Below are 24,113 nucleotides of genomic sequence, written 5' to 3'. Positions count from 1 at the left end.
GACTCGACTCATGGTAGAATGGGTGGTTTGTTAAAAATTTATTCTCTTTGTGATGCTTCGTGTTGTGTAAAGTTAAAAAATTGAGGTGATTTATGTCTGAAAATAAAGAGTTCAGCTTTTCTGAAAAATATAAGCTACTCCTCTCATTAGAAGGTCGAAAGACTGACATTATAAATATGCAGTCCGTTTTTATTATTTTATCGATGGCAAACTTAATTAATTTAAGTTGCCAGAAAGAATTAGGTAAATACGATATGCAGGAGAATAGACTTGTAATACTTTTAAAATTATACAAAGAAAAAAAATCTTTACAGGTCAGTGATTTTTCAAAGCTACTAGATATTTCCTCTGCTACGGCGACAAGCTTATGTAAACGTTTGGAGAGAGATGGGTTAATAACAAAAGTTCGCTCTGAAAGTGATAATAGGCAGGTTTATACCACGCTAACAAAAGAGGGAATTAGCTTTGTTGAATCAATAGCTTTTTCTCATAAAGACTGGATCGTAAATTTACTTGATGGAGTAAATAAAGACGAGCTTAGTCAGTTTTTTACTTTGGCAAAAAAAATTAGTGTTGAACTCAACAGTAATATTGAAAATATATCAAAAAAGGAATGATAGATGAAGATTCTTTATATTTCTTCAAGTGTTCGAAGCGAACAGTCACTTACTAATAAGCTTGCAAATGAGTTTATTGCGAAGTTGCAAACTCGATTCCCTGAAAGTGTGGTCGTTTCTAGGGACTTGGGAGACCATCCGGTTAAAGGGCCTGATCTGCAATGGACTCAATCAAATACAATTCCAGATTTGGATAAAAGTTCACATGATTGGGATGTGTTGGCTCAATCAGATGCGCTTATTGAAGAAATTGTAAGTGCGGACAGAGTTGTTATTTCAGCACCTATGTATAATTTTTCCGTCCCATGGACTTTAAAGTGCTACATTGACAATATCGTACGAAACGAGCGTACTTTCACAATTGACCCAGTAGAGGGCTTTAAACCAAAACTATCAGCGGATAAAAAACTGGTATTAATTACTTCAAGTGCTGGTAGCTATGAGTCAGGTACGCCAATGGAAGCCTATGATTTCTGTACACCTTATATTCGTTCTGTATTTGGGTTCATGGGACTCACGGATTTTCATGCAGTATCAGCAGTTAATCAATGGGCAAGCGAAGAAATGAGAAATGAGGCGATAAACGAAGCACATGATGCTTTGGAGGCGTTGTCGGTCTCTTGGTAATATGGATGAGTTTTGACTAGAGAAAAATTATTTAAATCTATTCACTGCTTACTCTCTAATAACTAGGCTATGAAACTGTTCTAAATTAATATTGGAAGTTATCGATATAGGTCAGTTTATTCTGACAATATCGATAACTTTATCACCCTCAGAATTGTTATGCGCCTGAGGAATAATTGTTTTATTTCTTCGGGTCGTGCTTGTCGAACCACCACTGAATATAAGCTACTTTGTTTAGCAGGTTAGATGGCCTTTTGGTTATTCCGTGTGAGGCATCTGGAATTCTGACCATAGCTGTTTCTACACCCTGTAGCTTAAGCGCTTGATAATACTGCTCAGTTTCTGAGATTGGCGTACGATAATCCGCTTCACCTGTCAGTAGCATGGTTGGAGTTTTTACATTACCCACATAGCTAATAGGAGAGCGTTTCATATAATGTTCCATATGTTCCCATGGTTTTCCTGGGAACCAGTAGTCCGCAAAGAATGGATAGAAATCTGCAGTTAACACAAAGCTATACCAGTTGATCACCGGCTTTGCTACGACCGCTGCTGCGAATCTATCCGTGTGACCGACTGTCCACGCGGTGAGTACGCCACCACCTGAACCGCCGGTAACAAACAAGCGGTCTTTGTCTATATAGCCTTCGCCGATCAGATGATCCACACCTGTCATTAAGTCGTCAAAGTCATGACTTGGGTAGTTGTGGTGGATAGTTTGAGCAAACTCTTTGCCGTAGGAGTCGCTGCCTCGTGGATTCATGTAAAGCACTACGCTGCCTTGGGCGGCAAAAAGCTGTACCTCGGCGCTAAAGTGTGGGCCATAGTTTGCAACTGGGCCACCATGGATCTCAAGTACGAGCGGGTACTTTTTAGATTTATCGAACCCTGGAGGGTAGGCGACCCAAGCTTGAATTGGCAGTTGGTCATGTTTCGACTTTAGCCAAACTTCTTCAACTTTTGCCAATGTTTTATCACCAAGGGCATCTTCGTTAAGCTTTGTAATTGGTCTTGGCTCGCCGCGTTTTACAATTGCAACATCGGCCGGGCGCTGGGTATCTGCGAGGGTAAAAGCCACTAATCCACGATCACTGATGGCATAGTCACCACCTGAATAGGGGCGACCAAAACTAACACTACCAATGGCATCTGTTATCTGCTCAAAACGCCCTTTTAACGGCTGATGGCCGAGTGTGGTTTTCCCTTCACTGTCGTAACTCACATAGACGCCACGGCTGTTGGCGGCCCAAGTGACAGAGGAAAGGCTTCTATCTAAATCGGCTGCATAGGTTTTGGTTTCGCCAGATTTGAGATCTTTGACATAGAGTAGGCTATTCTCGTAATTGGTTTTTTTATCATCATAACCAAGGTAAGCCAGATAGCGGCCATTAGGTGACACCTCAGGGTGATTGTCTGGGCCAACTCGGTCAGTTACCGCTGTGATTTCAAGCGAGTTTAGGTCTAGCTTATAGACTTCGCTGTTGGTTGGGTTTAACTGGTTATCCTTGTGGCGATTAGCCGAAAAATACAGTGCCTTTGCGTCATCAGCAAAACTCAGTTCGCCGCCATGATCAAAGTTGCCTGAGGTTAACTGTTTTGCATTGCCACCGTTGGCGTCAATTTTGAAAATATGATTAAAGCCCGGTTCGGTATAACCAGCACCGTCTGCGCGATAATATACCTCATCGATAAATACGGGTGGTTTTGCCCATTCTGCCCCTTTGGGTTTCCCTGCAACAGATACCGGTGGTGCCTTTTGGCTGGGAACAAACTGGCTAAAGTATAGGCTTTTACCATCTGGAGACCAATGTAGTCCTGATGGTCCGTGGGCTAAATTGCTGATCTTGGCAATGGCACCAGTTGCTAACCATTTCACATAAATTTGGCTACTACCGTCGCGAGTAGAAACAAAAGCGATGCGATCATTACTAGGCGACAGCACAGGAGAATAATCCATGTGCAATCCTGAGGTAACTGGCTGCATTGCGTTGGTAGCAAGGTCTACAGACCAAATATTACCGACTTTTCTATCACTTTTGATATCCATGCGGTTGCGCACGAAGAAGACTTTGTCACCGTCATTGGTGATGTCAATTTGATTAGCATATTCAAGATTAAATATATCGGTTGGCTCAAGCGATGCGGCTTGCACAGCGCAAGCTGAGCTTGCAATAGCAACGCCTGCTAGAAAGTATTTCATGACTCATCCTGTTTCTAATTATCATTTCCACTATGCGCCATATTGCAGCTTAATCAACTCTTTGCGGTGAACAAATTAAAAATCCATAAAAAAGTGCTTTACCTCAACTTAGCTTGCGGTTTTATCGTTGCCAGCAGTTAGCGAAATTTATAATGAAGAGGATGATATGTACTTAGAACACGTAAATTTGGTAGTTAGCGACCTAGAAGAAGTACTTCACTTTTATCGCGCCGCATTTCCTCACTGGAAAGTTAGAAGCAAAGGGCAGGGCGAGTGGTACGGGAAAGCACGAACATGGCTGCATTTTGGTGATGACTATCATTATATAGCGTTTAGCGATCACGGTGAGGGTCAAAACAGAGCACTCGAAGGCCACCAAGTCGGCTTGGCACATTTTGCCTATGTGGTTAAAAGTATCGAGCGTGTCGTTAACAGGCTAACCGAAGCAGGTTATGCAGTCGATAAAGTCGGGGCGCAGCATCCACACCGAAAAAACGTTTACTTTATCGATCCAGCCGGATATGAAATTGAGTTTGTGGAATATATGAGTGATCTGCCTTCTGAGCGTAATAGTGATTAATGTAAAAAATAGGCCCAAACTAGGGCCTATTCGTGCGTTATATCTATTGTTGATAGTTTGACCAATGTTTAATTTGTTCAAATACCGCTTTCGGTGGTGCCGTTTCCTCGTGCACTAATTGAATGTCGGTATGCATGATGGACCGTTTAGGACGCATTTCAGTCGTTTGATGCGAATGACCGCTGTTCGCACCGCTCCAGAAGCGTGTAAAATTCAGTATTAAACTTGACCATTCATCGTAGTCAGTCAAAATGGATGCGTTTTCGCTGTCATCATTGAGGTTAAAGTTCACTAAAACATCAGAAGTGCTGCCATTACAGTTGAAATCAATGGCTTCTGAGTTGGGATTATTAAGGCCTTTTGATTCGTCCAATTTGGCTTCGTCTAATGGCAGGTTTTTACCATGAGAATAGTCAATAACAAAGTTCTTAATGTCGTCTGTCGGGCCGTTTAAAATTGCTGTGCCTTCCGGAAAGCAGTTTTCGTTATTACGGAACCAGCGACGTAAGTATCGATCGCCTTCGTTATTGCCAATAGTTGATAAGCCACTGAGTTGGTACAAATAATTCATCACGCTAAAGTGATTTGGCTTAAAGTTAGTATTTTCATTGCCGCCGTGATACAAACCGAGGTTATGCCCCAATTCGTGCATAATCGTTCCTGCTTGGTAGTTGTAGGTCACATTGGTCATGAGTTCTGACTCTAAGTTCAGTCCCCAATTCCCCAGCGAGATAATAAGGTCGTTGCCAAATAACTCAGCTAAACCAGAAGATCCGCCACTGCCGTCTGCTTCTTGACTGTTTGCCATCAACATATAGTGAAAAATTGGCCGGCGTTTAAGATCAAAATGCTTGGCTTTGTGATCAAGAATACTCGGCGCTTGCTCTGAACTTGCAAAGGTTGTGGTTTGTACAAACGGGATCTGCTCGCCGCCACCTAAATCATGTTGTTCAGGTGATAAGCCTTCTGTTTGGTGATACAAGTTACCTACGTCAAAGTGCACTGCTATATTTTGAGCTGCAAACGCCGCTTTTACTTTGTCGAGTGCGGGTTTGTGAGGCGTAATACCTGCATCATTACTTTCCATATAGTCAACTTCTATGAAAATATCTCTGACGCCAGCTCTTGCACCCCATTCGTATAAAGGTAAGCCTGCGAATGTGCCACCAGGCTGCTCTGAACAATCAGGGATCCCATCTAAGTCCTCATCTTTATCACAGAGCACATCATTATTGCCGCCAGGTGTAAAAAAGGCGGCAGATTGCCAATCGTTAATCGAATTGGTATCTGTTAATAGGCTTGTTCTGACAAGGCTTTGACCTAGTTGATTTGAAACTGGTAGTAACTCGGCACTCTCTTGCCATTCTGAAGGCGTTGCTGGTACTTTATCACTTTCGCCAAAACGGACAAAATCAACCGTTTCACCTTGCTTGTTTTGTAATTCGACATACCCAGATATATACCATGCCGGCGCAAACTGTCCATCGCCGACTAGCATCAACTGATTAGAGCTTGTCACGCTGCGCTGCCATGTTTGAGGTCCATGTTCATTTTGCACTACGATATATTCGCCTGGTTCAAGTAGCTGTGACTTCAACGGAAAGGCTTTAGTGCCGCCATCATTGTAGTTTTCCAACTCGATGCTTTCGGCAACAAGTTGATAATTACTCAAATCGATAGTTTCGTCTGTACCGTTGTAGATTTCTACCCAGCGGTTATCATCGATATACCTAGACGATGAAATCTCGGTGATAAGTAAATCTTTCTGTCCAGTAACAAAAGTAAGCTTTTCAGCTTGGGCGATGGCAGTCCCATAAAAGTTGGTCACCGTTTCTGAGATGGTTAATTCATATTCAGTGCCTGCTTTAAGGGACTCCATTGGTGTTAAAGAAAAAGCGTATCCATCTTCTTGCTGTGTTTGTCCTACTGAAAATTCTACGCAAGTTTGATTACCAGATTCTCTTAGTTGAATTGCGCCATTACACTCTGAAGTACCAATTTCACTTGACCAAGACGCGGACATGTTGTCGTCAAAGTGTAACTGGATCTCACCTGTTAAGCTAACCCGAGTCGCTGAGGACTCTGGCAAACTTGTCATTAGTCGTGGTGCCGTTGTATCGATAATTTCTATCTGAACTTCTGCAGAGTTTGTGAGGTCGCCATCGCTCACGCCGAAGTGCAAAATCTCTTTAGTTATGTTGTTATGAGTTGGGGTATAGCTGTATGTCTGCGTTGTTGCATTAATTAATTCAACAACACCCGAAAGTGCCGGCTCGAAAGTGACCTCCAGTGCATCGCCATCTTCATCTTTTACATCCAAAGTAAATTCTAAGGTGTTGTTATATTCAAGGCTGTGTTCTGAACCTGTAATTAGAGGGGCTCTATTTATTTGTTTGATGGTGACAGAAACTTCTTTTTCTGTCTTATCACCATCATCATCTGTAGCAGTTATCAAGAAGGCTACTTTGGTATCTTCAGTGACTTCTGGTGCAGTAAAAGAAAGACTAGAATCGCCCAAGGTAAGATCGATGACGTCTGGTCCTGAAGTTTGTTTTATAGTGCGAGACGAAATTGATCCATCACTGTCTGAAATTGTAACCCCACCACTTAGGAAGCTCCGCTCCCCAATACTTGCTTCGATTGCGGTTACGATTTCTGGTGGAGTATTCTTATCATCACCGCCAAAAAGGTCACAAGCACTCAGGTGTACTAATCCTAAGCTGATTAAAGAGAGTTGAAATACTTTTTTATTCATTATTATTTTCTCTGATTGTTACAATATACTTACTAAAAACTTACCCTTTTTAGGGTCTTTAAGTACAGAGGTTGATGTTAATGAATGTAAAAATAGTCAACGCGGGGTTTATTCTGCTCTTAGCTTGGCTGTTAAAACATGATCTTCCCATTTTCCAGCAATGCGTAGATATTGCTTAGCATAGCCTTCTTGTTCAAAGCCTAGTTTTTGTAACACTCGCGCGCTTGCCACGTTGCTGGGCATATAATTTGCCATGATCCTATGCATGTTTCGCTGATCGAACATATGTGAGATTGCGGCTTCTAAGATCTCGGTCATATAGCCTTGGCCCGCAAATTGTGATGCTATGGAATAGCCTAAATAACAAGCTTGAAACGGACCTCGTGCAACTTGGGTGAAGCTACATAGCCCGGCTATCTGAGGCCGTTCTGGCAATAACGCAATAAAGTGATAAGCGGTATCGGATCGTGCGGCATGTTCGGCTTGCTCTGCATGAACCAACCAATAATCCATTGAGTAGTAGCTTTCTGGTCGAGTCGGCTCCCACGGTGCAAAGTAATCGCGATTCTCTAAGTGATAAGTGACAAGCTTCTCTGCATACACTGAAGTGAGTGCAACAAGTTTTGTTCTTGCTGTACGGATCATATCCTCAATAATCCGAACTTCTCGTCATTTACCCACTCGCCGTTAATTTGGAAGTTATGTTTTAGCGTGCCTTCAAGCTCAAATCCTAGTTTTTTGAGTAAATGGTGAGAGGCATGGTTTCCTTGGGTAACGGTGGCGATGAGCTTGTGGTAATTACATTCGTGCAAGGCAAAATCAATGATGGCTCTAGAAGCTTCAAAGGCGTAACCTTTTCCTTGAAATTCGGGGGAAAGCATAAAGCCTAACTCGGCCTGTTGAAACGGTGTCCACATACTTAAAAATCCATGTAGCCCGATTGGGGTTGCTGTGGCCGTTTCTTCAATCACTAAGGTGAGCCAAGAGTTATCTTCTTTGTGCCACTGCCCAAGTCCGGCGCTTAAACCACGATTAAACTTTTCACGCAGCGTAGCTTCATCGGTAATCTCACCGATGAAACGCATGACATCTGGTTGTTGATGAAGTTCTACCCAAAGCGGCCAGTCTGTATTAAGTATGGGTCTTAAGGTAAGTCTTTCTGTTGTGAACTGCATGTAAAGTCCTTTCGCTTAGTTGACTTTCACTTATTAAACATGTACGGCCAGACTATCACAAATTATTGATTTATCACGTTTCTTATTTCTTCAATTAAGGCAATGCTCGCCTCATTGTCACCGTGAACACATAAGGTGTCGGCCCGTAAGGAAAGTGACTTCCCACTTGCAGTTGTAACACTGCCTTGCTGGTGTAATTGCTTAACTTGCGCAAGTAGCGCTGATTTGTCATGCACTGCGCCCGCTTCAGAGCGGGGAGTAAGTAAGCCTTCATCGGTGTACAGTCTATCGGCAAAGGCTTCAAAAATCAGTGATACATTATAGTCGTCAGCGAGTTGTTGGTGATTTGCTTGTTGCGCAGTGGCTAACACCATCAACTTAAGCTCACTTGGGTAGTGTGAAATGGCCTTGATTACACAGCTTAATAACCTTTGTGACTTCATCATATCGTTATAAAGCGCACCGTGTGGTTTTACATAACTTAGCGTCAAGCCTTGCACCTTTGCCATCCCTTCAATTGCGGCAATTTGGTAATGTAAGGCGTTGATGATCTCTTGCTCAGAGAGCTGCATTGAGCGGCGGCCAAACCCTTGACGGTCTGGATAGCTTGGGTGTGCGCCAAGTGTCACTCGATGCGTGTTGACCAGCTGTAGTGTTTGCGCGAGTACATCAGGATCTCCTGCGTGAAAGCCGCAAGCGACATTGGCCATGTCGATATGTGGCATTACGTGTTCGTCTAACCCCATTTTCCAAGCGCCAAAGCTTTCACCCAAGTCGCAATTTAATAACATGCTTATTTCCTACTTCGTTACTGCAAGCTCTAAATCTTGTCTATCTGTCACCAATAAATGGTGTGGACTATTCATAATACAAAACTCAGGTGCTGCTTTTGCTATGGCTAACTGAGCTGTCAGACTGGAACCCCAAAAAACCGGAAGCTGCCCCTCTTTACAAGTCAATGGCTCGCCAAAATTAGGCTTACTAAGATCTTTGATCCCAACCTCATTTGGCTCACCAAAATGAAGTGGCAACGCATAGGGAAGCCGACTTAGTGTTGCCGCTTGAATGGCACTAATAAGATTTTGCTTGGTTAATGGGCGCATCGCCAGTATTTGATTTGCCTCGTACTTATCTACTGAGTTGCAAGGCAAGTTACTGATGTAAAGTGGTAAAGGCGTGGTTGGGTTCGCCGATGGCGGGTTTATTCCGTACTGCGCGAGTAAGTTATCAAAAGAAAGATAACTGGCGAAAGCAAAGGTAACTAAATCGTCACGCCAATGCTCATCTATATTATGGCACTCTTGGACGAGCTGGCCATGTTTTAAAATCTGATATTTGGGGAGGTGGTAGCGAATGTCTATATCTTTCCCCAAAGTGTCAAAGTGGTAGTTACCGGGCTCGCTGGGCGGAATAATCAGCTTGCAAACAGATTGATTACTCTCACAAAAACGAAAGAATGAATATGCTTCGCTTTGTGGCAAAATAATCACATTACATTGTGTGAACCCAGGCACGAACCCTTTAGTAGGGCCCGTATAATCACCATCCTTGATCATTTTTCTTATTGCATGTGGCGCACTTAAAGAAGCACTGGGATCCATAGATTCCTCCAATTAGTGGTTTACTGTAACAGGCAGTGAACCTTCCGCTTTCGCTATTCCTAAAATCACTTTGGCCAGCGCCGTGTAGGCAGGCCCAGCCACTTTTGTATCATGATTTATGTCTACATTATAGGCATAACTTGCTAATACTGCGTTACTAAAAGGGCTAAAGGTACTAATTTCGTATGGTGCTCTTAGGCTGATAAATAGCTGCTTTTTACCCAGTTGCTGACCGTATTGCAGTAATGCTTTCAGCGCTTCGGGTTGAACATTACGCGCCACACCATGCTCTCGTAACTTTTTCACATCGTCCATGCCGCCAATTTCTACCGCACTTTGCGGTGGCGATGCATGTGCGGCGATTATCACGTCGGCCTGTTTAATTGCATCATGTGCAATGTTCGGGTCGTAGGCTTGTAGGCTTGTACAAGAAAGTGCGAGCGAGTTTTTGCTGAATGTTTGTAATGCTTGCTCAAGCGCAAAACATTTTTGCCTATCAGGCATGATAAGGTGAACAACTTGTGCGTTATCTCTGAGCGGCAATACACCATCATTTTTTACTTCGGTGATAGCCGCTAGTGCAAGCTCTGCTTCTAAACGACGATGGCTTGGATTGCCCAGCGTTGAATTGGCAATTGCCAAAGAAGCACTTGATTGCGGCAGCTTTGTTTTGAGCTTAGCGATACGCGTCATAGAACTGCTAAGTTGTTCTTGGTTTAGTTTATTGGTATCAAGCGCTTCTGCTAGCTGAGCCATATATTGCTCAAAGCGTTTGATGTCTGCACGATTGCGAATGGCAATAGGCATAAGCGCGATATCCACGCCGGCATTAAATGTTTCAATTGTCGCATCGACAGGATTAAAAAAGTCGCTGATCCCAGCCATGTCTAGTGCATCTGTGACGGTCACGCCTTGGTATCCCAACTCGTGTCTTAGTAGTTTCGTCATGATCTGATAAGACATAGTCGCAGGCCTTATCATGCTCTCACCTTGAGAGTTAACGACTTTACTGTTGTCGAGCGCCGGATATTGAATATGAGCGGTCATTATCATGCCAGGAGGCGATGCTTTGATTATTTCGGCAAAGGGTAATAAATCTTGCTGATTAATTTTGTCGCGGTCGTGATCAACACGAGGTAGTCCCGTGTGGCTATCAACATGTGTATCACCGTGGCCAGGAAAATGCTTTAGCGCAGAGAGAACACCTGCGGCCTCAAATGCTTTTACCTGAGCAAGACCTAATTTGGCGACCACTTTTGGATTTTCGGAGAATGAACGTACATTGATCACCGGATTGTTCGGGTTACTGTTCACATCCACCGTTGGGGCGAAGTTTACGTTGATGCCTAAGCTATTTAGCTCCTTTCCAATTGCGCTTGCCACTTTGGTTGCGTAAGTATCGCCCTGTTTTGGATAGGTTGCCCCAATACTCATATTGCCGGTAAACGACGTTGCTTGTTCACGGTTTATTCGCGCAACACGGCCACCTTCTTGATCGATGGCAATAAATAAAGGAAGTTGACTTTTACTTTGCCGTGCCGCACTTTGTAAAGCATTAGTTAGACTGACGATTTGCGCGGTGTTTTGCACATTTTCGGCAAACAAAATAGCGCCGCCGATGTCGTATTTACTAATCAATTCGGACAGTTCAGGCGGTAAAGTTGTCATCGCTGCTCTACAATCTCCACTTGGCTTTTTGCTTTCACCGCAGTAATAGCGGAAATCGAGCATAAGCTTTTGTCCAAGCATTTGCGAAGTGGTCAGTGGCACTTGTGCTGCTGTTGCGTGAGCTGAAGTGATGAAACTCATGAATGTGATAGTTCCTAAAGTAGTGAGCAGAGATAATAATCGCACAATCAATAATAAACGCTGAATAAAATTGCCTACACTTTAACATTGATTTAGAAGCGACTACAAAATGCTTTCTATTAGGCGATAACAGCATAATAGAAGCACATATTTTAAAAGGAATGAAAAATGAACAATCATATAAACTATGTAGAATTAGCAGCAAAAGACTTAGTAGCAACACAAGCTTTCTTCGAGCAGGTGTTTGATTGGCAATTTGAATCTTACGGGCCAGATTATATTGCGTTTGCAAATTCAGGCCTTGACGGCGGCTTTTTCCGAGCCGATGTGTCTTCTAAACAAGCGCAAGGCGGTGCGCTAGTGGTGTTGTACAGCGATGAATTGGAAGCCGTGCAAAGCAAAGTAGAGCAAGCGGGCGGAGAGATAAGCAAGGCTATATTTGAATTTCCTGGCGGTCGTCGCTTTCACTTTTTTGAGCCGAGCGGCAATGAATTTGCGGTGTGGTCTAAATAACCTGGGTTTAAAAATAATTAGTTGACACATTCCTTATTCAAACCTCAGGTTAAATAAGGAATTAGTGTGTTGTAAAGCCCCTTTACAGATCACGTAAATACTGGGGTTTTACTGCAATAATCTTTCGTTTTCGGATCAGATAAAAACTTGAATTCGTTGCTATTGTGAACAATAGTTAGTAAACACTGATGCAAACATCTCTTTGTGTTTGATACCTGCTTACTGCGTAATCGCCAATAGACTTATCTAACGAGTTTAGATTCAGCGTAGACGTGCCGGTGGCAAGGGCAATCATTGTACAAAACACCGCTAAATGCATCATCACCATACTTAGGTTTGATTAGGCAATGAGACGGATATTCTTAGTTGTTGGTATTTTACTCTCCTTAACCATGCTTATGGCCGATAAATTGGGCCTATTCTTATTGTTGCCTGTTACTTTTATTGCCATCAGCGCTTTAGTTTTTTTGTTTGTAGCACTGCTTTGGTGGCAAGTACAAGATACTAAAAAAATTATGGTTGATGATGGCTCTAGCGTGCCACAAATGGTGTTAGACAGCGACGGCGTTATCCTACAAGCCAATGACCAAATGCAATCCATACTGGGTGTTGGCAGTTCAGTAATAGGGTTAAAGCTTGAAAATTTAATCGCTGTGAGCGGTAACATCCATAGCGAGGGCAAGAGTGGTGAAACAAGCATGTTCGAAGCGCTTGTTACGCAAAGTTATGGTAATTGCACGACCAAACACAGTGGCGAAGTTATTAGTCCTGTTGCTTTACCAATTAAAGTCGCGGATACCGTTACAGGATATCTCTGTTATTTTAATACTAGCAACAGAGAAAATCGCCTCGCTCAGGCACTAGAAGAAGAAAAAGAATTGCTCGAAGTGACGCTGAGCTCTATTGGTGATGGCGTGATCTGTACAGACGTAAATGGCGTGATCACTTATATTAATCCAGTCACAGAAGCCATTCTCGCGATGTTAAATGAAGAAGTGGTCGGGCGGCGATTTGATGATGTTATGTCTATGTATCACGAAGAAACCAAAGCTTCGGTGAATAAATTTCCTGAACTTTGCCTAAAGCAAGGCCATACCATTTGTTTACCTGAACTCACTTCCATTACCAATCATCTTGGTCTTACCTTTGCTATCCAAGATTCCTTCTCTCCTATTATAGCTAAAGACGGCAGTTACCTTGGCACTGTAATGGTCTTTCAAGATGTGACAGAGTCGAGATTGATGGCAAAAAAAATGAATCACCTTGCTCATCACGATGCATTAACTGGGTTACCCAATCGCTTATTGCTGCATGACCGTTTAGTGCAGGCTTGTAAACGAGCCAAGCGCATGAGTCACCAATTTGCTTTGGTATTTATTGACGTCAACAAATTCAAAAAAATCAACGACTCACTGGGGCACGATTATGGCGACTTATTACTCAAAGAAATTGCGAGTCGATTAACTCAGCAAATTCGAGGGTGCGACACCGTTGCCAGAATGGGAGGCGATGAATTTGTGTTACTCATTGACGGGATCCAAGATAAAAAATATGTACGTAAGGTAGTGAGTAAAGTATTGAGTATCGTTAATGGACAATATTGTTTGCGCCAAGTTAGCCTAAAAGCCACGGTGAGTGCTGGCGTTGCAATTTACCCTGATGATGGTGACAACACGGAAGCTTTGTTAAAGCATGCTGATACCGCAATGTATCGAGCTAAAAAAGCCACACAAACGGAATTTCAATTTTATAACGCACGTCTAGATCACGAGTCGGAACAGCGTTTAGTGCAAGAAAGTCGGATCATTCAGGGGTTAGATAATCGAGAGTTTATTCCTTATTACCAGCCTATTGTTGATGCGCATACACGCAAGATTAAAAAACTTGAAGTGCTCGCAAGGTGGCAACAAGATGAACAATTGTTGGTACCTGAAGACTTTTTTGAAACGGCATGTGATGGCGATCTAATGGTAGAAATTGGGCAGCAGCTCAGAACACTGGCCTTTCAGGCGATGAAAACATGGTTTTACGAGTACGATAATCTGGTGGTTAGCTTTAATTTTTCGCTTGCTGAACTCACCAATAAAACAGTAATAAAAAACTTTATGGAGCAGGCTGCACAACATCAGCTACCATCTCGGCAAATTGAAATAGAAATCAAAGAAGTTGACCTGATAGAGCTACTTGATAAAGCACCGGAAGTGATGGCGGAATTAGAGCAAACCGGCATGCGGATCTCAATTGATCATTTTGGTGTCGGGCATACCAGCATGCTGTACTTGCAGAAGCTCACGTTTGAAACCATTAAAATTCCACCTGCTTTCCTTGCGACCCCTCAGTCAGTTGCTTCACAAAATGATATTGCAAAATTGATTGTACAGATGGCAAAGAGCTTGGATGTAGAATGTGTAGCGGTAGGTGTTGAGACTGCGTTGCAAGCTAAGTCTCTCAATCTCAATGGCTGTCACCTTATCCAAGGCAACCACCTTTTTGCTCCCGCCCCAGAGTCCGAGATCACCCTGATTCTCAGTACCCACATGAGCGTAGAGAGGCGCAGATTAGGTCAAAACTAGTATTGATAAATTTATCTAAAAAATATTCCTAAAACTTTCCCTTCGTTCGTTTATAGATTTACAGAGCTTCACTCACTTGCTCTGCCAACAACAAGAATGAAGGGAATACCATGAGCAACAATACATCTCGTTATAACAAACACCTTATTGCGCTTGCTATCAGTGGCGCGTTATTGGGTTCGCACACTGCGGTTGCACAAACAAAAGCAAAAGAAACGCAAGAAAATACAGAAAAAAAGAAACTACTCGACCTTGAGCGAATTGTCGTCACTGGCAGCGGTGGGCGTGGCCAAACTAAGTTGGAATCATCGGTCTCAATTACCACATTAAATGCTGAACAGTTGGCGCGAGAAGCACCTTTAGGTACGGCGGATCTTCTGGAAAGTGTGCCAGGCTTTTGGGTTGAAGATTCAGGTGGTGAAACCAACAATAATGTTGCGCCTAGAGGACTACGTGGCGGTGAAGGCTTTCGTTATATCGGCGTTGAAGAAGACGGGCTACCTGTGGTGTACGACGGCGTATGGGTTGATTTCTATCAGCGTCAAGATATCACGATTGAACATATGGAAGCGGTTCGTGGGGGCACCTCAGGCCTACTGACCACCAATGGCCCCGCAGCGTTAGTAAACTTTATTACCCGTAAACCGGATGATATTGAAGAAGCGACGATCCGCTTAACTGCTGCTGATTACGGCATGTATCGCGGCGAGTTCTTTTATGGCACACCCATTAGTGACAATTGGAAAATGTCGATAGGTGGCTCTTATCGTCGTTCTGATGGCGTAAGAGACACAGAGTTTACCGCAGATCATGGCGGCCAACTTCGACTCAATTTAGTGCGTGAGTTCGACAAAGGCCAACTCACATTATCTGCCAAGCACCTCAATGACCATACCACTTTCTTTGTGCCTATTCCGCTTAGAGATCAAAGCGACCCTAAAGGCATTGCTGGTGTTGATCCACAGCATGGCACCTTAATTGGTAATGGTCAGCGCTTTTTACACTATTTACAGCCTGATGGCAGCTATAAAACACGAGACCTTAAAGATGGGCAGCATACCAAGTTTAGTACGCTAGGCTATCACTTAGATTGGGAGTTAAGCGACCGTTGGCTGCTAAATACAGCTGGCCGTTACTCACAGTTTGAAAACGACATGTATATTTTGCTTAACTTCGATAACTCGACGCTCGTCAATGCCAATACCCGACTTGGGCAGCAAGATGTGCAAAATATGCTGGACCAGTTTGCCGGTGATGGCGCCGTTGCCGCACGGTATCGATATGTAGATAGTGGTGAAATACTGACAGATGTCAGCAATTTAAACGGAAACGGCTTAGTCACCACAAGCTACCCGCTTTATTCGCGCTATGATGCCGAGCAGTTTGTTAATAAGCTCAATTTTACCTATGAAGGTGATCAGCACACGCTGACCATAGGGTGGTTATTTGCCTATGTAGATGCGGACTCCTTACCCGTTGATAAATGGGAATCGCAGTTTTTAACGGAAGTAAAAGACAATGCTCGATTACTCGATATTGTTGCAATTAACAGCAATCAGCAAGTGGTTGGTCAACTTACCGACCACGGCTCAACGGGTTATGCACCAGGTTGGGGTCAGGCAACCGCTTTTGGTACCAGTACTTCCAACTCTTTATTTATCAATGAACAATATCAAGCAACCGATAACCTTCGTATTGATGGTGGGGTTCGGGTTGAGTGGTTGGAGCTAGATAGCACCGCCTCCGCGACCACATTTGCACAGCCTGTTGCTGGTGCTTTTGACAGCGCTGGTAATGACATAGATAACAATCTTGCCAACAATTACGTCGACATACCGTCAAACAAATTCTTGTCAAAAACTCGTAGCGAAACCGAAACCGCGTGGACGGTGGGATTCAACTATACCTTCTCGGATGACGTGTCAGTATTTGGTCGTTATGCCGATGCCTTTGAAATGCCAAGGTTAATGAGCTTTGGTCAGAACATTCACTCAGGGGTTGATGCCGACTTTAATGACAGCGTTAATTTAACCTTTAGCGAATTGGGTACTCGCTATGCTGGCGATTCAATTGGCGCGTCACTGACCCTGTTTAGAACTAAATTTAATGACTTAGTGGAACGTAATTTTACCGGCAGCAATGGCGAGGTGGCGAATCAAACGATAGACACAGTCACCGATGGTCTTGAGTTTGAAACAGTGTGGCAGGCGCATGACAATTTACAGCTTGAGCTGACAGGCGTGTTGCAAGACCCAAAAATGGAAGGGTTTACCGGAGCATTTGCACATTGGGAAGGCAAGCAAGTGAAGCGCACACCCAAAGTGCAGCTTAGGTTAACGCCAACCTACTACTTTGACGATGGTGATATCTATTTAACTATTCACCATTTAGGAGAACGTTACTCAGATGGGGAGAACAAGTTTGAGCTCCCTGCCTACACCACAATCGATATGGGGGTGAATTATCGCTTTACCGACGCGGTTGCGCTGCATGTGAAAGCGACAAATATCAGTGATGAGCTCGGGTTAACCGAAGGAAACCCGCGTGCCATCAACGATGTTCAAGCAGGATACGACTATTACTATGCTCGGCCGATCTTAGGACGCACCATCAGCGCCTCGCTGACGCTTAATTTCTAGTATTTCCCTTGCTAATTTGCACACTGCCCAGTGCTCATTAGTTCACTCAAGCCCGCTAAAAGCGGGCTTTTCTCAGGAAGTTATTTATGAACCAGAGTGTCTTTTATACATTTTTGCAAAGCAGTTTATTACTGTTTTTTTTGTTGCTCACACCACTTTGTGCAGCGCTACAGATCACCCCAAAACCACTGAGCGCTAGTTTTGGTAACGGTCACTTTAACCTTACCCATGACAGTAAAATTACCTTTAACCAGCAGCAAGCTCAAAGCGTTGCGCAGCAATTAGCGACCTTTTTGCGCTCGCCTACGGGCTATCAGTTGCCAGTGTCTCAGGCTGATAACACAACTAAAAATAGTATTGCCTTCAAGATTGTCGATACACCGCTATCTCAAGAGGGATATGCGCTGAGCGTGACACCTGTAGGGGTTGAAATACAAGCTAATACTGCGACTGGATTATTTTGGGGGATGCAGTCGCTGCGACAATTACTCCCTGCTGAGATAGAGTCGCGTATGCCCATCAATCAGGCGAGTTGGGCAATACCTGCGGTAGAAATAAAAGATCAGCCTAGATTCTCATACCGTGGCATGCATTTAGATGTGAGTCGGCATTTTTTCGATGTGGCTTTTGTGAAGCGTTATATCGATTGGCTGGCGATGCATAAATTCAACGTCTTCCAGTGGCATCTAACCGATGATCAAGGCTGGCGAATTGCCATTGATGCGTACCCTAAACTAACCGAGATTGGGGCAACGCGGCCTCATACCGTGGTTGGTCATACCTATGATTATCAACCATTGTTTGATAATAAAACGGTATCGGGCTTTTATACCAAGGCGCAAATTAAGGAAGTGATTGAGTATGCGCAGGCGCGACATATTGAAGTGATCCCTGAAATTGATATTCCGGGGCATAGCAGTGCGATGCTTGCCGCATATCCAGAGTTATCTTGCCACCAGCGAGCAGTAAAGGTGCAGCCGCAGTTTGGGATTTTTGAAGATGTGCTATGTCCCCGTGAAGACGTGTTTGCGTTTCTTGGTGTTGTATACAAAGAGGTTGCCGAGCTATTTCCGAGCCAATATATCCACATTGGTGGCGATGAGGTGATAAAAAAGCAGTGGTTAGAAAGCCCCGAGGTGAAAAAGTTGATGCAACAGCATCAGTTAACCACACCTGAGCAAGTGCAAAGCTATTTTATTAAACGGGTCGCTAAAATCGTCCAAAATCTTGGCAAAACGGTGATTGGTTGGGATGAAATATTAGAAGGAGGGGTAGCGGATGACGCCGTGATCATGTCTTGGCGTGGCACGGAAGGAGGCATTCAAGCCGCAAAAATGGGTCATCAGGTGATCATGAGCCCTTATCAATATATTTATTTTGATGCCTATCAATCGCGCAATCTTGACGAGCCCAAAGCCATCCACGGGCTTTCAAGTTTAAAAAACGTTTATCAATATGAGCCACAGCCCAGCCACTTAACCGCTGAGCAACAAGCCTTTATTATTGGTGCGCAAGGGGCACTTTGGACTGAATATATAAAAACGCCTCGTCATGCCGAGTATATGCTGTTTCCGCGCTTGAGTGCGCTGGCCGAAACATTGTGGTCGGATAAAACACAAAAGTCGTGGTCTGATTACAGCCAATATCGTTTACCTGCGCTTTTAAAACGGTACCAGCAGATGCACCTTAATACCGCTTATAGTAGCCATAAGCCTATCATTTCCAGTGAGATTAATGGGCAGCAGCTCATCGCCACCATCACCTCTGAAATTGCCGACACGGCTATTTACTATACCTTAGACGGCAGCGAGCCAACGCTACAATCGCAGCAATATCAAAAGCCGCTAGTGATAACTGACGAAACGCAGCTTCGCGCCCGCAGTTATGTAAGTGATTTAGGGCAATTGGTAGGCGATGCGCGTTTAACGCTTTCACCTCATTTAGCGCTTGGAAAAGAAATAACGCTTGCCTCGCTAGCTGCCGAAGGCTCTGCGACTAAGCTGCAGGATGGTCAATTTGCCTATGACCAATTTTACAGCGTTGATGATTATGCGATTTTTTACGATACCGATCTTGAGGCGGTTATTGACTTAGATGCGTCAACGCAAGTGCAGCAGGTTAAGCTGGGCTTTGACAGCGGGCGACATAGACAACTGCACCCGCCAACACATATTCAAGTGCTGGGTTCAAGTGATAAACAGCAGTGGCAAACGTTAGCTGAGGTTAATAATCCGCGTGGGCCAATGTCGGTGTTGTCGTTTACTCCCGTAAGTGTGCGCTTTTTAAAGGTGGTGGCCATTAATAGTAAGCAATCTGACGATATTCAAATCCCCAAACTTCCCCTGTATATCGATGAAATAGCGGTATATTAATCACACAAGCCCTAATACTAAATACGTAATTAGGGCATTATTTATGATTCTATTCCCAACTTCCTCGGCTCAAACGTTTACATAGGTAGAGTGGCAGCAGTACGCGCTCTATCCGAACAATAACAATATTTTAGGAGCCAACATGTTTGCAAAAAAACAGATAATTACTGCCTCACTGTCAGGCTTAGCCTTGTTGACTGCGAGCCACTATAGCGTCGCACATCCTCACCCCGATAACTTAGCATTACGCTGGCAAGTCGTGGATCATGGCATTGGAGAGAATATCTTTCTTGGCAGTCTAACGATTACTAACAATGGTTTTGAGCCATTAGGGGAGTCTGGCTGGGCGCTTTATTTTAGCTCGGTAAGACCGCCTGCAAGCGTACTACCAGACTCAGATCCAAATGGTCAGTATGCGCGCCAGCATATCGCCGCGCAGAATCTAAGTTTAGAAAATGCCGATGAAGCAAAAAGTGGTGATTACTTTGTACTTAAGCCCGCAGTGGGTTTTGCCCCTATTCAACCGGGTGAGTCTCGTACTATTGAAATCGTTGCACAGTATTGGCAAATGCTGAAAAACGACTCACCATCGGGTTTTCACATTAGCTACAATAATCAAGCGCCTCAAGCTGTGCTGGTGGACGTGATGATGGACCCAAGCGATCCAAAACAAACAAAGCAAGCGGTTAACGATAATATGCCGGTGCAAACGTCCGCCATCCGATTCGCCGAAAACAGCGCAACGCACATGGCATTGCCGCTGAAAAATCGCTTGGTTCCGCAGCCCCATTCAGTGGTAACACCGAATGATGAATTCTTAACTTTGATGAGCCAATTAACCAGTATTTCAGCGCCAGCTTCATTGGCTAAAGAAGCCACCTTCTTACAAACTGCGCTGCGCGATATTCTGAGCGGCACATTTGCGATTAATAGTACTGTGCAAAATGGCCCGAACTTCATCAAGTTGCAGCTAGACCCAAATCTCGATACCAATCAAGACAATCAGCCGGACTCAAGTGGTTATAAACTTGAAGTCGATGCATTCTCGGGGATCACCATTACCGGAAGTGACGCCCAAGGGGTGTTTTATGGCATTCAAACACTTCGTCAAATGATCCCCACCACTGTGTATAAAACGGCTAAAAACTCAGCCACTTTGTCCGACAATGCCGTACTACCCGCTAGCACCATTTTGGATGCACCAAGGTTTGAATATCGAGGCATGATGCTGGATGTGTCGCGTAATTTCCAAAGCAAAGAAACGGTATTTAAGTTGTTGGACTTGATGGCATTTTACAAGTTAAACAAATTTGAAATTAACATTGCCAACGATGAAGGTTGGCGACTAGAAATACCGGGTATTCCTGAACTCACGGAGTTTGGGGCAAAGCGGGGATATGACCTGAGCGAAAGTACGATGCTGCATACTTTTATGGGAGCTGCCAATGGTTTTGGGCCAGGAGATGGGATTGAAAATAAACCCACGGATGAAACCGCAGCAAACTTAGGCACCGCGCCTAGTTATCAGGGGTTTGAAATTGCTCAGCAAAACTTTCTCGGTAAAGGCTGGGGCTACTACACGGTGAATGATTTTAAAGAAATTCTTCAGTATGCCGCTGATCGTCATATTGATGTGATCATCGAATATGATTTTCCAGCCCATGCGCGCGCAGCAATCAAAGCGATGGAATATCGCTACAACAAATACAAAGATAGCGACCCAGTTGAAGCAAATCGTTTTAGATTGATTGATCCGCTCGACCAGTCGCAGTATTACACCCCACAATTTTATACCGACAACTTTGTGAACCCGGCACTTGAGAGCACCTTTACTTTCCTAAACCATGTAGTGAAAGAAACACGCGCAATTTATGATGCTGTGCCCGATGCGACACTGACTCGGCTGCATGGCGGTGGTGACGAGCTGCCACATTTAGGCCCGAATGAATGGTGGGCGCAATCTCCAGCGGTCGATCAAAACCCAGCTACGTCGGGTAAAACGGATGCAGAGTTGTTTGACTACTTCTTTTTACGCTGGAAGCAGATAGTCAATCAGCATGGTTTTGATATGGCAACTTGGGGCGATGTGTTATCGCACAATGGTACGGGTAATGTAAGTTACGGTGAGATATTCCCCGTGTTTTGGAATAACGTGTGGGGTTGGGGCAATGAGCATCAGGCCTACAAATTTGCGAACCAAGGTCACAAAGTTGTGCTGGCCCACGCGACAAACTTGTATCTTGACCTTGCATATAACAAGCATCCTGATGAAATTGGCTACCACTGGGCAGGTTACACAGATACCAAAAAGGCGTTTGAATATCGTCCGTTTAATATCTACGCTAATGCCGAGCGTGACAAGCTGGGCAATCCAGTACCATGGGACCCAAAATGGGTGTTACTGAGCGAAGCGGGTAAACAAAATGTTCAAGGTATTCAGGCGCAACTATTTGGCGAAAACCAAAAGTCACCAGAAATTCTTGATTATATGACTTTCCCGAAATTACTGGGTGCTGCTGAGCGTGCTTGGGTGCAAGATATGCCAGCGCAAGGCGCAGCGACTACCGAGGCTTGGCACACCTTTACCAACACTTTAGGACAATACGCTCTACCACTATTGGATTATTACCAAGTGGTCGATATTAATGCTCAAATACCACAGCAGGTAGGGGTAAATTATCGTATTCCATTACCTGGAGGCGCGATTGAAGGTGGTAAGTTAATCGTCAATACCCGGTTTGTTGGCATGGCTACGGAGTATTCGGTTGACGAAGGCGTAACATGGCAGCGCTATGAAGGGCCTGTGACATTGACTGCGTCATCTAAAGTACAACTCAGAACGGTGAGTGATTCGGGCAAAGTAAGCCGAGTCGCGACGGTTAATTAAGCAAATTGGTTTAAGCAACGCCAGCGAACCCATTAATTTTTGGCTATTTATGGGTTCGCTGCACGCTAACACAAATGGAAGAGTAGGATGCGTATTCATGCCACCGTTATTATCTTTTAAGCGTAAAGCAGTCGATACCACTAAGGTAGCTGCAAACGACGACCTTGCACGTCGTCAGCAAGTAGAGCAGCTGTTTTTAAAACAACAGCAAAAGCTGATCCGCCACATTATGGGCAAAGGGTTAGACAAACGTGAGGCGGAAGATGTTGCCCAAGAGGCGTTTGTGAAGTTGCTTGGACTTGAGCAGGATAATGTCAGCAACTACATCGCCGCGTACTTGTATAAAATTGCAACCAATTTGGCCATTGATAAGCTGCGGCGCAAAGCGCGTAGCCCATTTGATGATCGTGAGCACGATAGCGATCGAATGCCACAGCCTTACGCAGGTGCTAACCCTGAACAAAACCACCACAACCAAGAGCTACTTAAAGAAATGGAAAAGTCTCTCGCAAGCTTACCCGAAAAATGTAGGCTGGCTTTTTTGTTGTATAAAATACGTGGTCAAAGCTATGAGGAGATAGCTTTGACCTTACAGATATCCCCAAGTATGGTAAGAAAATATGTATTACGTGCAGTTCGTCATTGCTACCAGCAGTTACAGCATGAGCTTTGATCATGAGTGTTAAGGATATAAACATGACTCCATTATCTGACGATTTAGCAATAATTGAAGAACAAGCCGCTGATTGGTTATTAGTCTTAGACGAGCAGCAGATCTCACCTCATGACAGCACTCAATATCCACAGCCGCTAAACGCTTGGTTAGCTGAACATCCGCAACACAGTGACGTGTTCAACAAAATGTTGGAGCTTTGGACGCTTTCAGCCCAACTTGACGATGACTATGTTACTCAGCAGCTTGCACAGCTGGATGCACAAAACACCACGGCTGTAACTGACATTAAGCCACCATCCAAACGCCGCGCTCAGCCTTGGTATCTTGCGATTGCCGCGACTTTGCTGCTGGTTGGTTTGGTGACTTTTATGGCACCAGAGCAGCCACTACAGCAAGCACCTGTTGCCAGTGCTAAGCCAGCACCAGTCGATACAGTGTACAGCGAGTTCTTCCAAACTAAGGTCAATGAGCATCGCACCATTACCCTTGATGATAATAGTCAGGTTGATTTAGGGGCCAATAGCCAATTGGCTGTACGCTACAGCAACACTTCAAGAGAACTACTGTTGTACCAAGGTGAGGCGCTGTTTAGCGTGAGTAAAGACAAGCAGCGCCCGTTTATCGTGCGCTACCAAAACAGCCAAGTTGAGGCGCTAGGCACAGTGTTTAATGTTCGCGCCAATCCGGCTTCAATTAGAGTCGATGTGCTTGAAGGCAGCGTGGCTGTGACTCAGCAACAAGCAATCAAATTGACCCAAGGGCAAGCGGTAGAAGTCACGCAGCAAGGCGAAGTTACCCGCAGTAAAGCCCAAGGTGAAGCGTTGACCATGGCGTGGCAGAAAGGCTACTTGGTGTATCAAAACGCACAGTTGGGCAATGTGCTTAATGATGTGTCGCGATATAGCGAAATCAAAGTGAAGTTAAGCGATCAACGCCTAGCAAAACTGACCTACAATGGCACCTTTTTAACCACTGAAATAGGCGATTGGCTCAGCAGTTTAGAAAAAATTTATCCAATCACCGTGATGCAAAAAGGCGAGGAATACACCCTAATCGCAAATTAGCTAAAAGTGTCATAGCAAAGTCACA

Annotated in this window: 17 protein-coding genes; 10 read left to right on the top strand and 7 right to left on the bottom strand. The window is 44.3% G+C overall.

The window, feature by feature from the left end; translation table 11 throughout:
* Window positions 1-92 precede the first annotated feature (92 nt).
* Window positions 93-617, top strand: coding sequence for a MarR family winged helix-turn-helix transcriptional regulator (locus JJQ94_RS04275; protein ID WP_099029833.1), 525 nt, complete (start codon window positions 93-95; stop codon window positions 615-617).
* Window positions 618-620: 3 nt separating this feature from the next.
* The gene (locus JJQ94_RS04270) at window positions 621-1,244 is read left to right on the top strand and encodes an FMN-dependent NADH-azoreductase (RefSeq protein WP_039496302.1); all 624 of its coding nucleotides are present in this window, start codon (window positions 621-623) and stop codon (window positions 1,242-1,244) included.
* 181 nt (window positions 1,245-1,425) lie between these two features.
* Here the strand turns inward: JJQ94_RS04270 and JJQ94_RS04265 are convergent, their stop codons facing one another.
* Window positions 1,426-3,444, bottom strand: coding sequence for a S9 family peptidase (locus JJQ94_RS04265; RefSeq protein ID WP_099029834.1), 2,019 nt, complete (start codon window positions 3,442-3,444; stop codon window positions 1,426-1,428).
* A gap of 166 nt (window positions 3,445-3,610) precedes the next feature.
* Here JJQ94_RS04265 and JJQ94_RS04260 point away from each other — a divergent pair, with 166 nt between their 5' ends.
* Entirely contained in the window at window positions 3,611-4,024 is a 414-nt protein-coding gene (locus tag JJQ94_RS04260) for a VOC family protein (protein ID WP_099029835.1), read from the top strand.
* Window positions 4,025-4,067: 43 nt separating this feature from the next.
* On the opposite strand, the gene JJQ94_RS04255 is transcribed toward JJQ94_RS04260, so the two are convergent.
* The 6 genes from JJQ94_RS04255 to JJQ94_RS04230 all read right to left on the bottom strand — a co-directional run bounded on the left by JJQ94_RS04255 (window position 4,068) and on the right by JJQ94_RS04230 (window position 11,364).
* Window positions 4,068-6,779 carry an Ig-like domain-containing protein gene (locus tag JJQ94_RS04255; protein WP_172439916.1) on the bottom strand — a complete coding sequence of 904 codons (2,712 nt, stop codon included), beginning with the start codon at window positions 6,777-6,779 and terminating at the stop codon, window positions 4,068-4,070.
* Window positions 6,780-6,887: 108 nt separating this feature from the next.
* Entirely contained in the window at window positions 6,888-7,424 is a 537-nt protein-coding gene (locus JJQ94_RS04250) for a GNAT family N-acetyltransferase (protein ID WP_069019961.1), read from the bottom strand.
* Entirely contained in the window at window positions 7,421-7,954 is a 534-nt protein-coding gene (locus JJQ94_RS04245; protein ID WP_099029836.1) for a GNAT family N-acetyltransferase, read from the bottom strand. The genes JJQ94_RS04250 and JJQ94_RS04245 overlap by 4 nt, the downstream gene beginning before the upstream one ends.
* Window positions 7,955-8,016: 62 nt before the next feature.
* Window positions 8,017-8,745 (bottom strand): 5-oxoprolinase subunit PxpA, encoded by a 729-nt coding sequence (locus JJQ94_RS04240; protein ID WP_099029837.1) that lies wholly within the window; start codon window positions 8,743-8,745, stop codon window positions 8,017-8,019.
* 9 nt (window positions 8,746-8,754) lie between these two features.
* The gene (locus JJQ94_RS04235) at window positions 8,755-9,555 is read right to left on the bottom strand and encodes a D-glutamate cyclase family protein (protein WP_099029838.1); all 801 of its coding nucleotides are present in this window, start codon (window positions 9,553-9,555) and stop codon (window positions 8,755-8,757) included.
* Between the two features lie 12 nt (window positions 9,556-9,567).
* Window positions 9,568-11,364 carry a glycoside hydrolase family 3 protein gene (locus tag JJQ94_RS04230; protein WP_099029839.1) on the bottom strand — a complete coding sequence of 599 codons (1,797 nt, stop codon included), beginning with the start codon at window positions 11,362-11,364 and terminating at the stop codon, window positions 9,568-9,570.
* A gap of 168 nt (window positions 11,365-11,532) precedes the next feature.
* Here JJQ94_RS04230 and JJQ94_RS04225 point away from each other — a divergent pair, with 168 nt between their 5' ends.
* From JJQ94_RS04225 to JJQ94_RS04195, 7 genes are all read left to right on the top strand, one after another.
* The gene (locus tag JJQ94_RS04225; RefSeq protein ID WP_099029840.1) at window positions 11,533-11,877 is read left to right on the top strand and encodes a VOC family protein; all 345 of its coding nucleotides are present in this window, start codon (window positions 11,533-11,535) and stop codon (window positions 11,875-11,877) included.
* Window positions 11,878-12,224: 347 nt separating this feature from the next.
* Window positions 12,225-14,450 (top strand): EAL domain-containing protein, encoded by a 2,226-nt coding sequence (locus tag JJQ94_RS04220; protein ID WP_236596441.1) that lies wholly within the window; start codon window positions 12,225-12,227, stop codon window positions 14,448-14,450.
* A 110-nt stretch (window positions 14,451-14,560) separates the two neighbouring features.
* Entirely contained in the window at window positions 14,561-17,089 is a 2,529-nt protein-coding gene (locus tag JJQ94_RS04215) for a TonB-dependent receptor domain-containing protein (protein WP_099029842.1), read from the top strand.
* 86 nt (window positions 17,090-17,175) lie between these two features.
* Window positions 17,176-19,461: a beta-N-acetylhexosaminidase gene (locus tag JJQ94_RS04210; RefSeq protein ID WP_099029843.1), complete on the top strand. Its 2,286-nt coding sequence runs from the start codon at window positions 17,176-17,178 to the stop codon at window positions 19,459-19,461.
* Window positions 19,462-19,603: 142 nt separating this feature from the next.
* Window positions 19,604-22,348: a family 20 glycosylhydrolase gene (locus tag JJQ94_RS04205; RefSeq protein ID WP_099029844.1), complete on the top strand. Its 2,745-nt coding sequence runs from the start codon at window positions 19,604-19,606 to the stop codon at window positions 22,346-22,348.
* A 97-nt stretch (window positions 22,349-22,445) separates the two neighbouring features.
* Window positions 22,446-23,021, top strand: coding sequence for an RNA polymerase sigma factor (locus JJQ94_RS04200; protein WP_099029845.1), 576 nt, complete (start codon window positions 22,446-22,448; stop codon window positions 23,019-23,021).
* Between the two features lie 23 nt (window positions 23,022-23,044).
* Window positions 23,045-24,088, top strand: a complete 1,044-nt coding sequence (locus JJQ94_RS04195; RefSeq protein ID WP_099029846.1) for a FecR family protein — start codon at window positions 23,045-23,047, stop codon at window positions 24,086-24,088.
* Window positions 24,089-24,113: the final 25 nt, after the last annotated feature.

The organism is Pseudoalteromonas sp. GCY (genome assembly GCF_016695175.1).
GTDB lineage: Bacteria > Pseudomonadota > Gammaproteobacteria > Enterobacterales > Alteromonadaceae > Pseudoalteromonas.
Note: the sequence above shows the minus strand (reverse complement) of the source record. Positions and strands in the feature narration are given on the sequence as shown.

Bases quoted from the DNA above. Each gene is read 5' to 3' on its own strand.
- JJQ94_RS04275 (WP_099029833.1), top strand. From the start codon at position 93: ATGTCTGAAAATAAAGAGTTCAGCTTTTCTGAAAAATATAAGCTACTC.
- JJQ94_RS04270 (WP_039496302.1), top strand. From the start codon at position 621: ATGAAGATTCTTTATATTTCTTCAAGTGTTCGAAGCGAACAGTCACTT.
- JJQ94_RS04265 (WP_099029834.1), bottom strand. From the start codon at position 3,444: ATGAAATACTTTCTAGCAGGCGTTGCTATTGCAAGCTCAGCTTGCGCT.
- JJQ94_RS04260 (WP_099029835.1), top strand. From the start codon at position 3,611: ATGTACTTAGAACACGTAAATTTGGTAGTTAGCGACCTAGAAGAAGTA.
- JJQ94_RS04255 (WP_172439916.1), bottom strand. From the start codon at position 6,779: ATGAATAAAAAAGTATTTCAACTCTCTTTAATCAGCTTAGGATTAGTA.
- JJQ94_RS04250 (WP_069019961.1), bottom strand. From the start codon at position 7,424: ATGATCCGTACAGCAAGAACAAAACTTGTTGCACTCACTTCAGTGTAT.
- JJQ94_RS04245 (WP_099029836.1), bottom strand. From the start codon at position 7,954: ATGCAGTTCACAACAGAAAGACTTACCTTAAGACCCATACTTAATACA.
- JJQ94_RS04240 (WP_099029837.1), bottom strand. From the start codon at position 8,745: ATGTTATTAAATTGCGACTTGGGTGAAAGCTTTGGCGCTTGGAAAATG.
- JJQ94_RS04235 (WP_099029838.1), bottom strand. From the start codon at position 9,555: ATGGATCCCAGTGCTTCTTTAAGTGCGCCACATGCAATAAGAAAAATG.
- JJQ94_RS04230 (WP_099029839.1), bottom strand. From the start codon at position 11,364: ATGAGTTTCATCACTTCAGCTCACGCAACAGCAGCACAAGTGCCACTG.
- JJQ94_RS04225 (WP_099029840.1), top strand. From the start codon at position 11,533: ATGAACAATCATATAAACTATGTAGAATTAGCAGCAAAAGACTTAGTA.
- JJQ94_RS04220 (WP_236596441.1), top strand. From the start codon at position 12,225: ATGAGACGGATATTCTTAGTTGTTGGTATTTTACTCTCCTTAACCATG.
- JJQ94_RS04215 (WP_099029842.1), top strand. From the start codon at position 14,561: ATGAGCAACAATACATCTCGTTATAACAAACACCTTATTGCGCTTGCT.
- JJQ94_RS04210 (WP_099029843.1), top strand. From the start codon at position 17,176: ATGAACCAGAGTGTCTTTTATACATTTTTGCAAAGCAGTTTATTACTG.
- JJQ94_RS04205 (WP_099029844.1), top strand. From the start codon at position 19,604: ATGTTTGCAAAAAAACAGATAATTACTGCCTCACTGTCAGGCTTAGCC.
- JJQ94_RS04200 (WP_099029845.1), top strand. From the start codon at position 22,446: ATGCCACCGTTATTATCTTTTAAGCGTAAAGCAGTCGATACCACTAAG.
- JJQ94_RS04195 (WP_099029846.1), top strand. From the start codon at position 23,045: ATGACTCCATTATCTGACGATTTAGCAATAATTGAAGAACAAGCCGCT.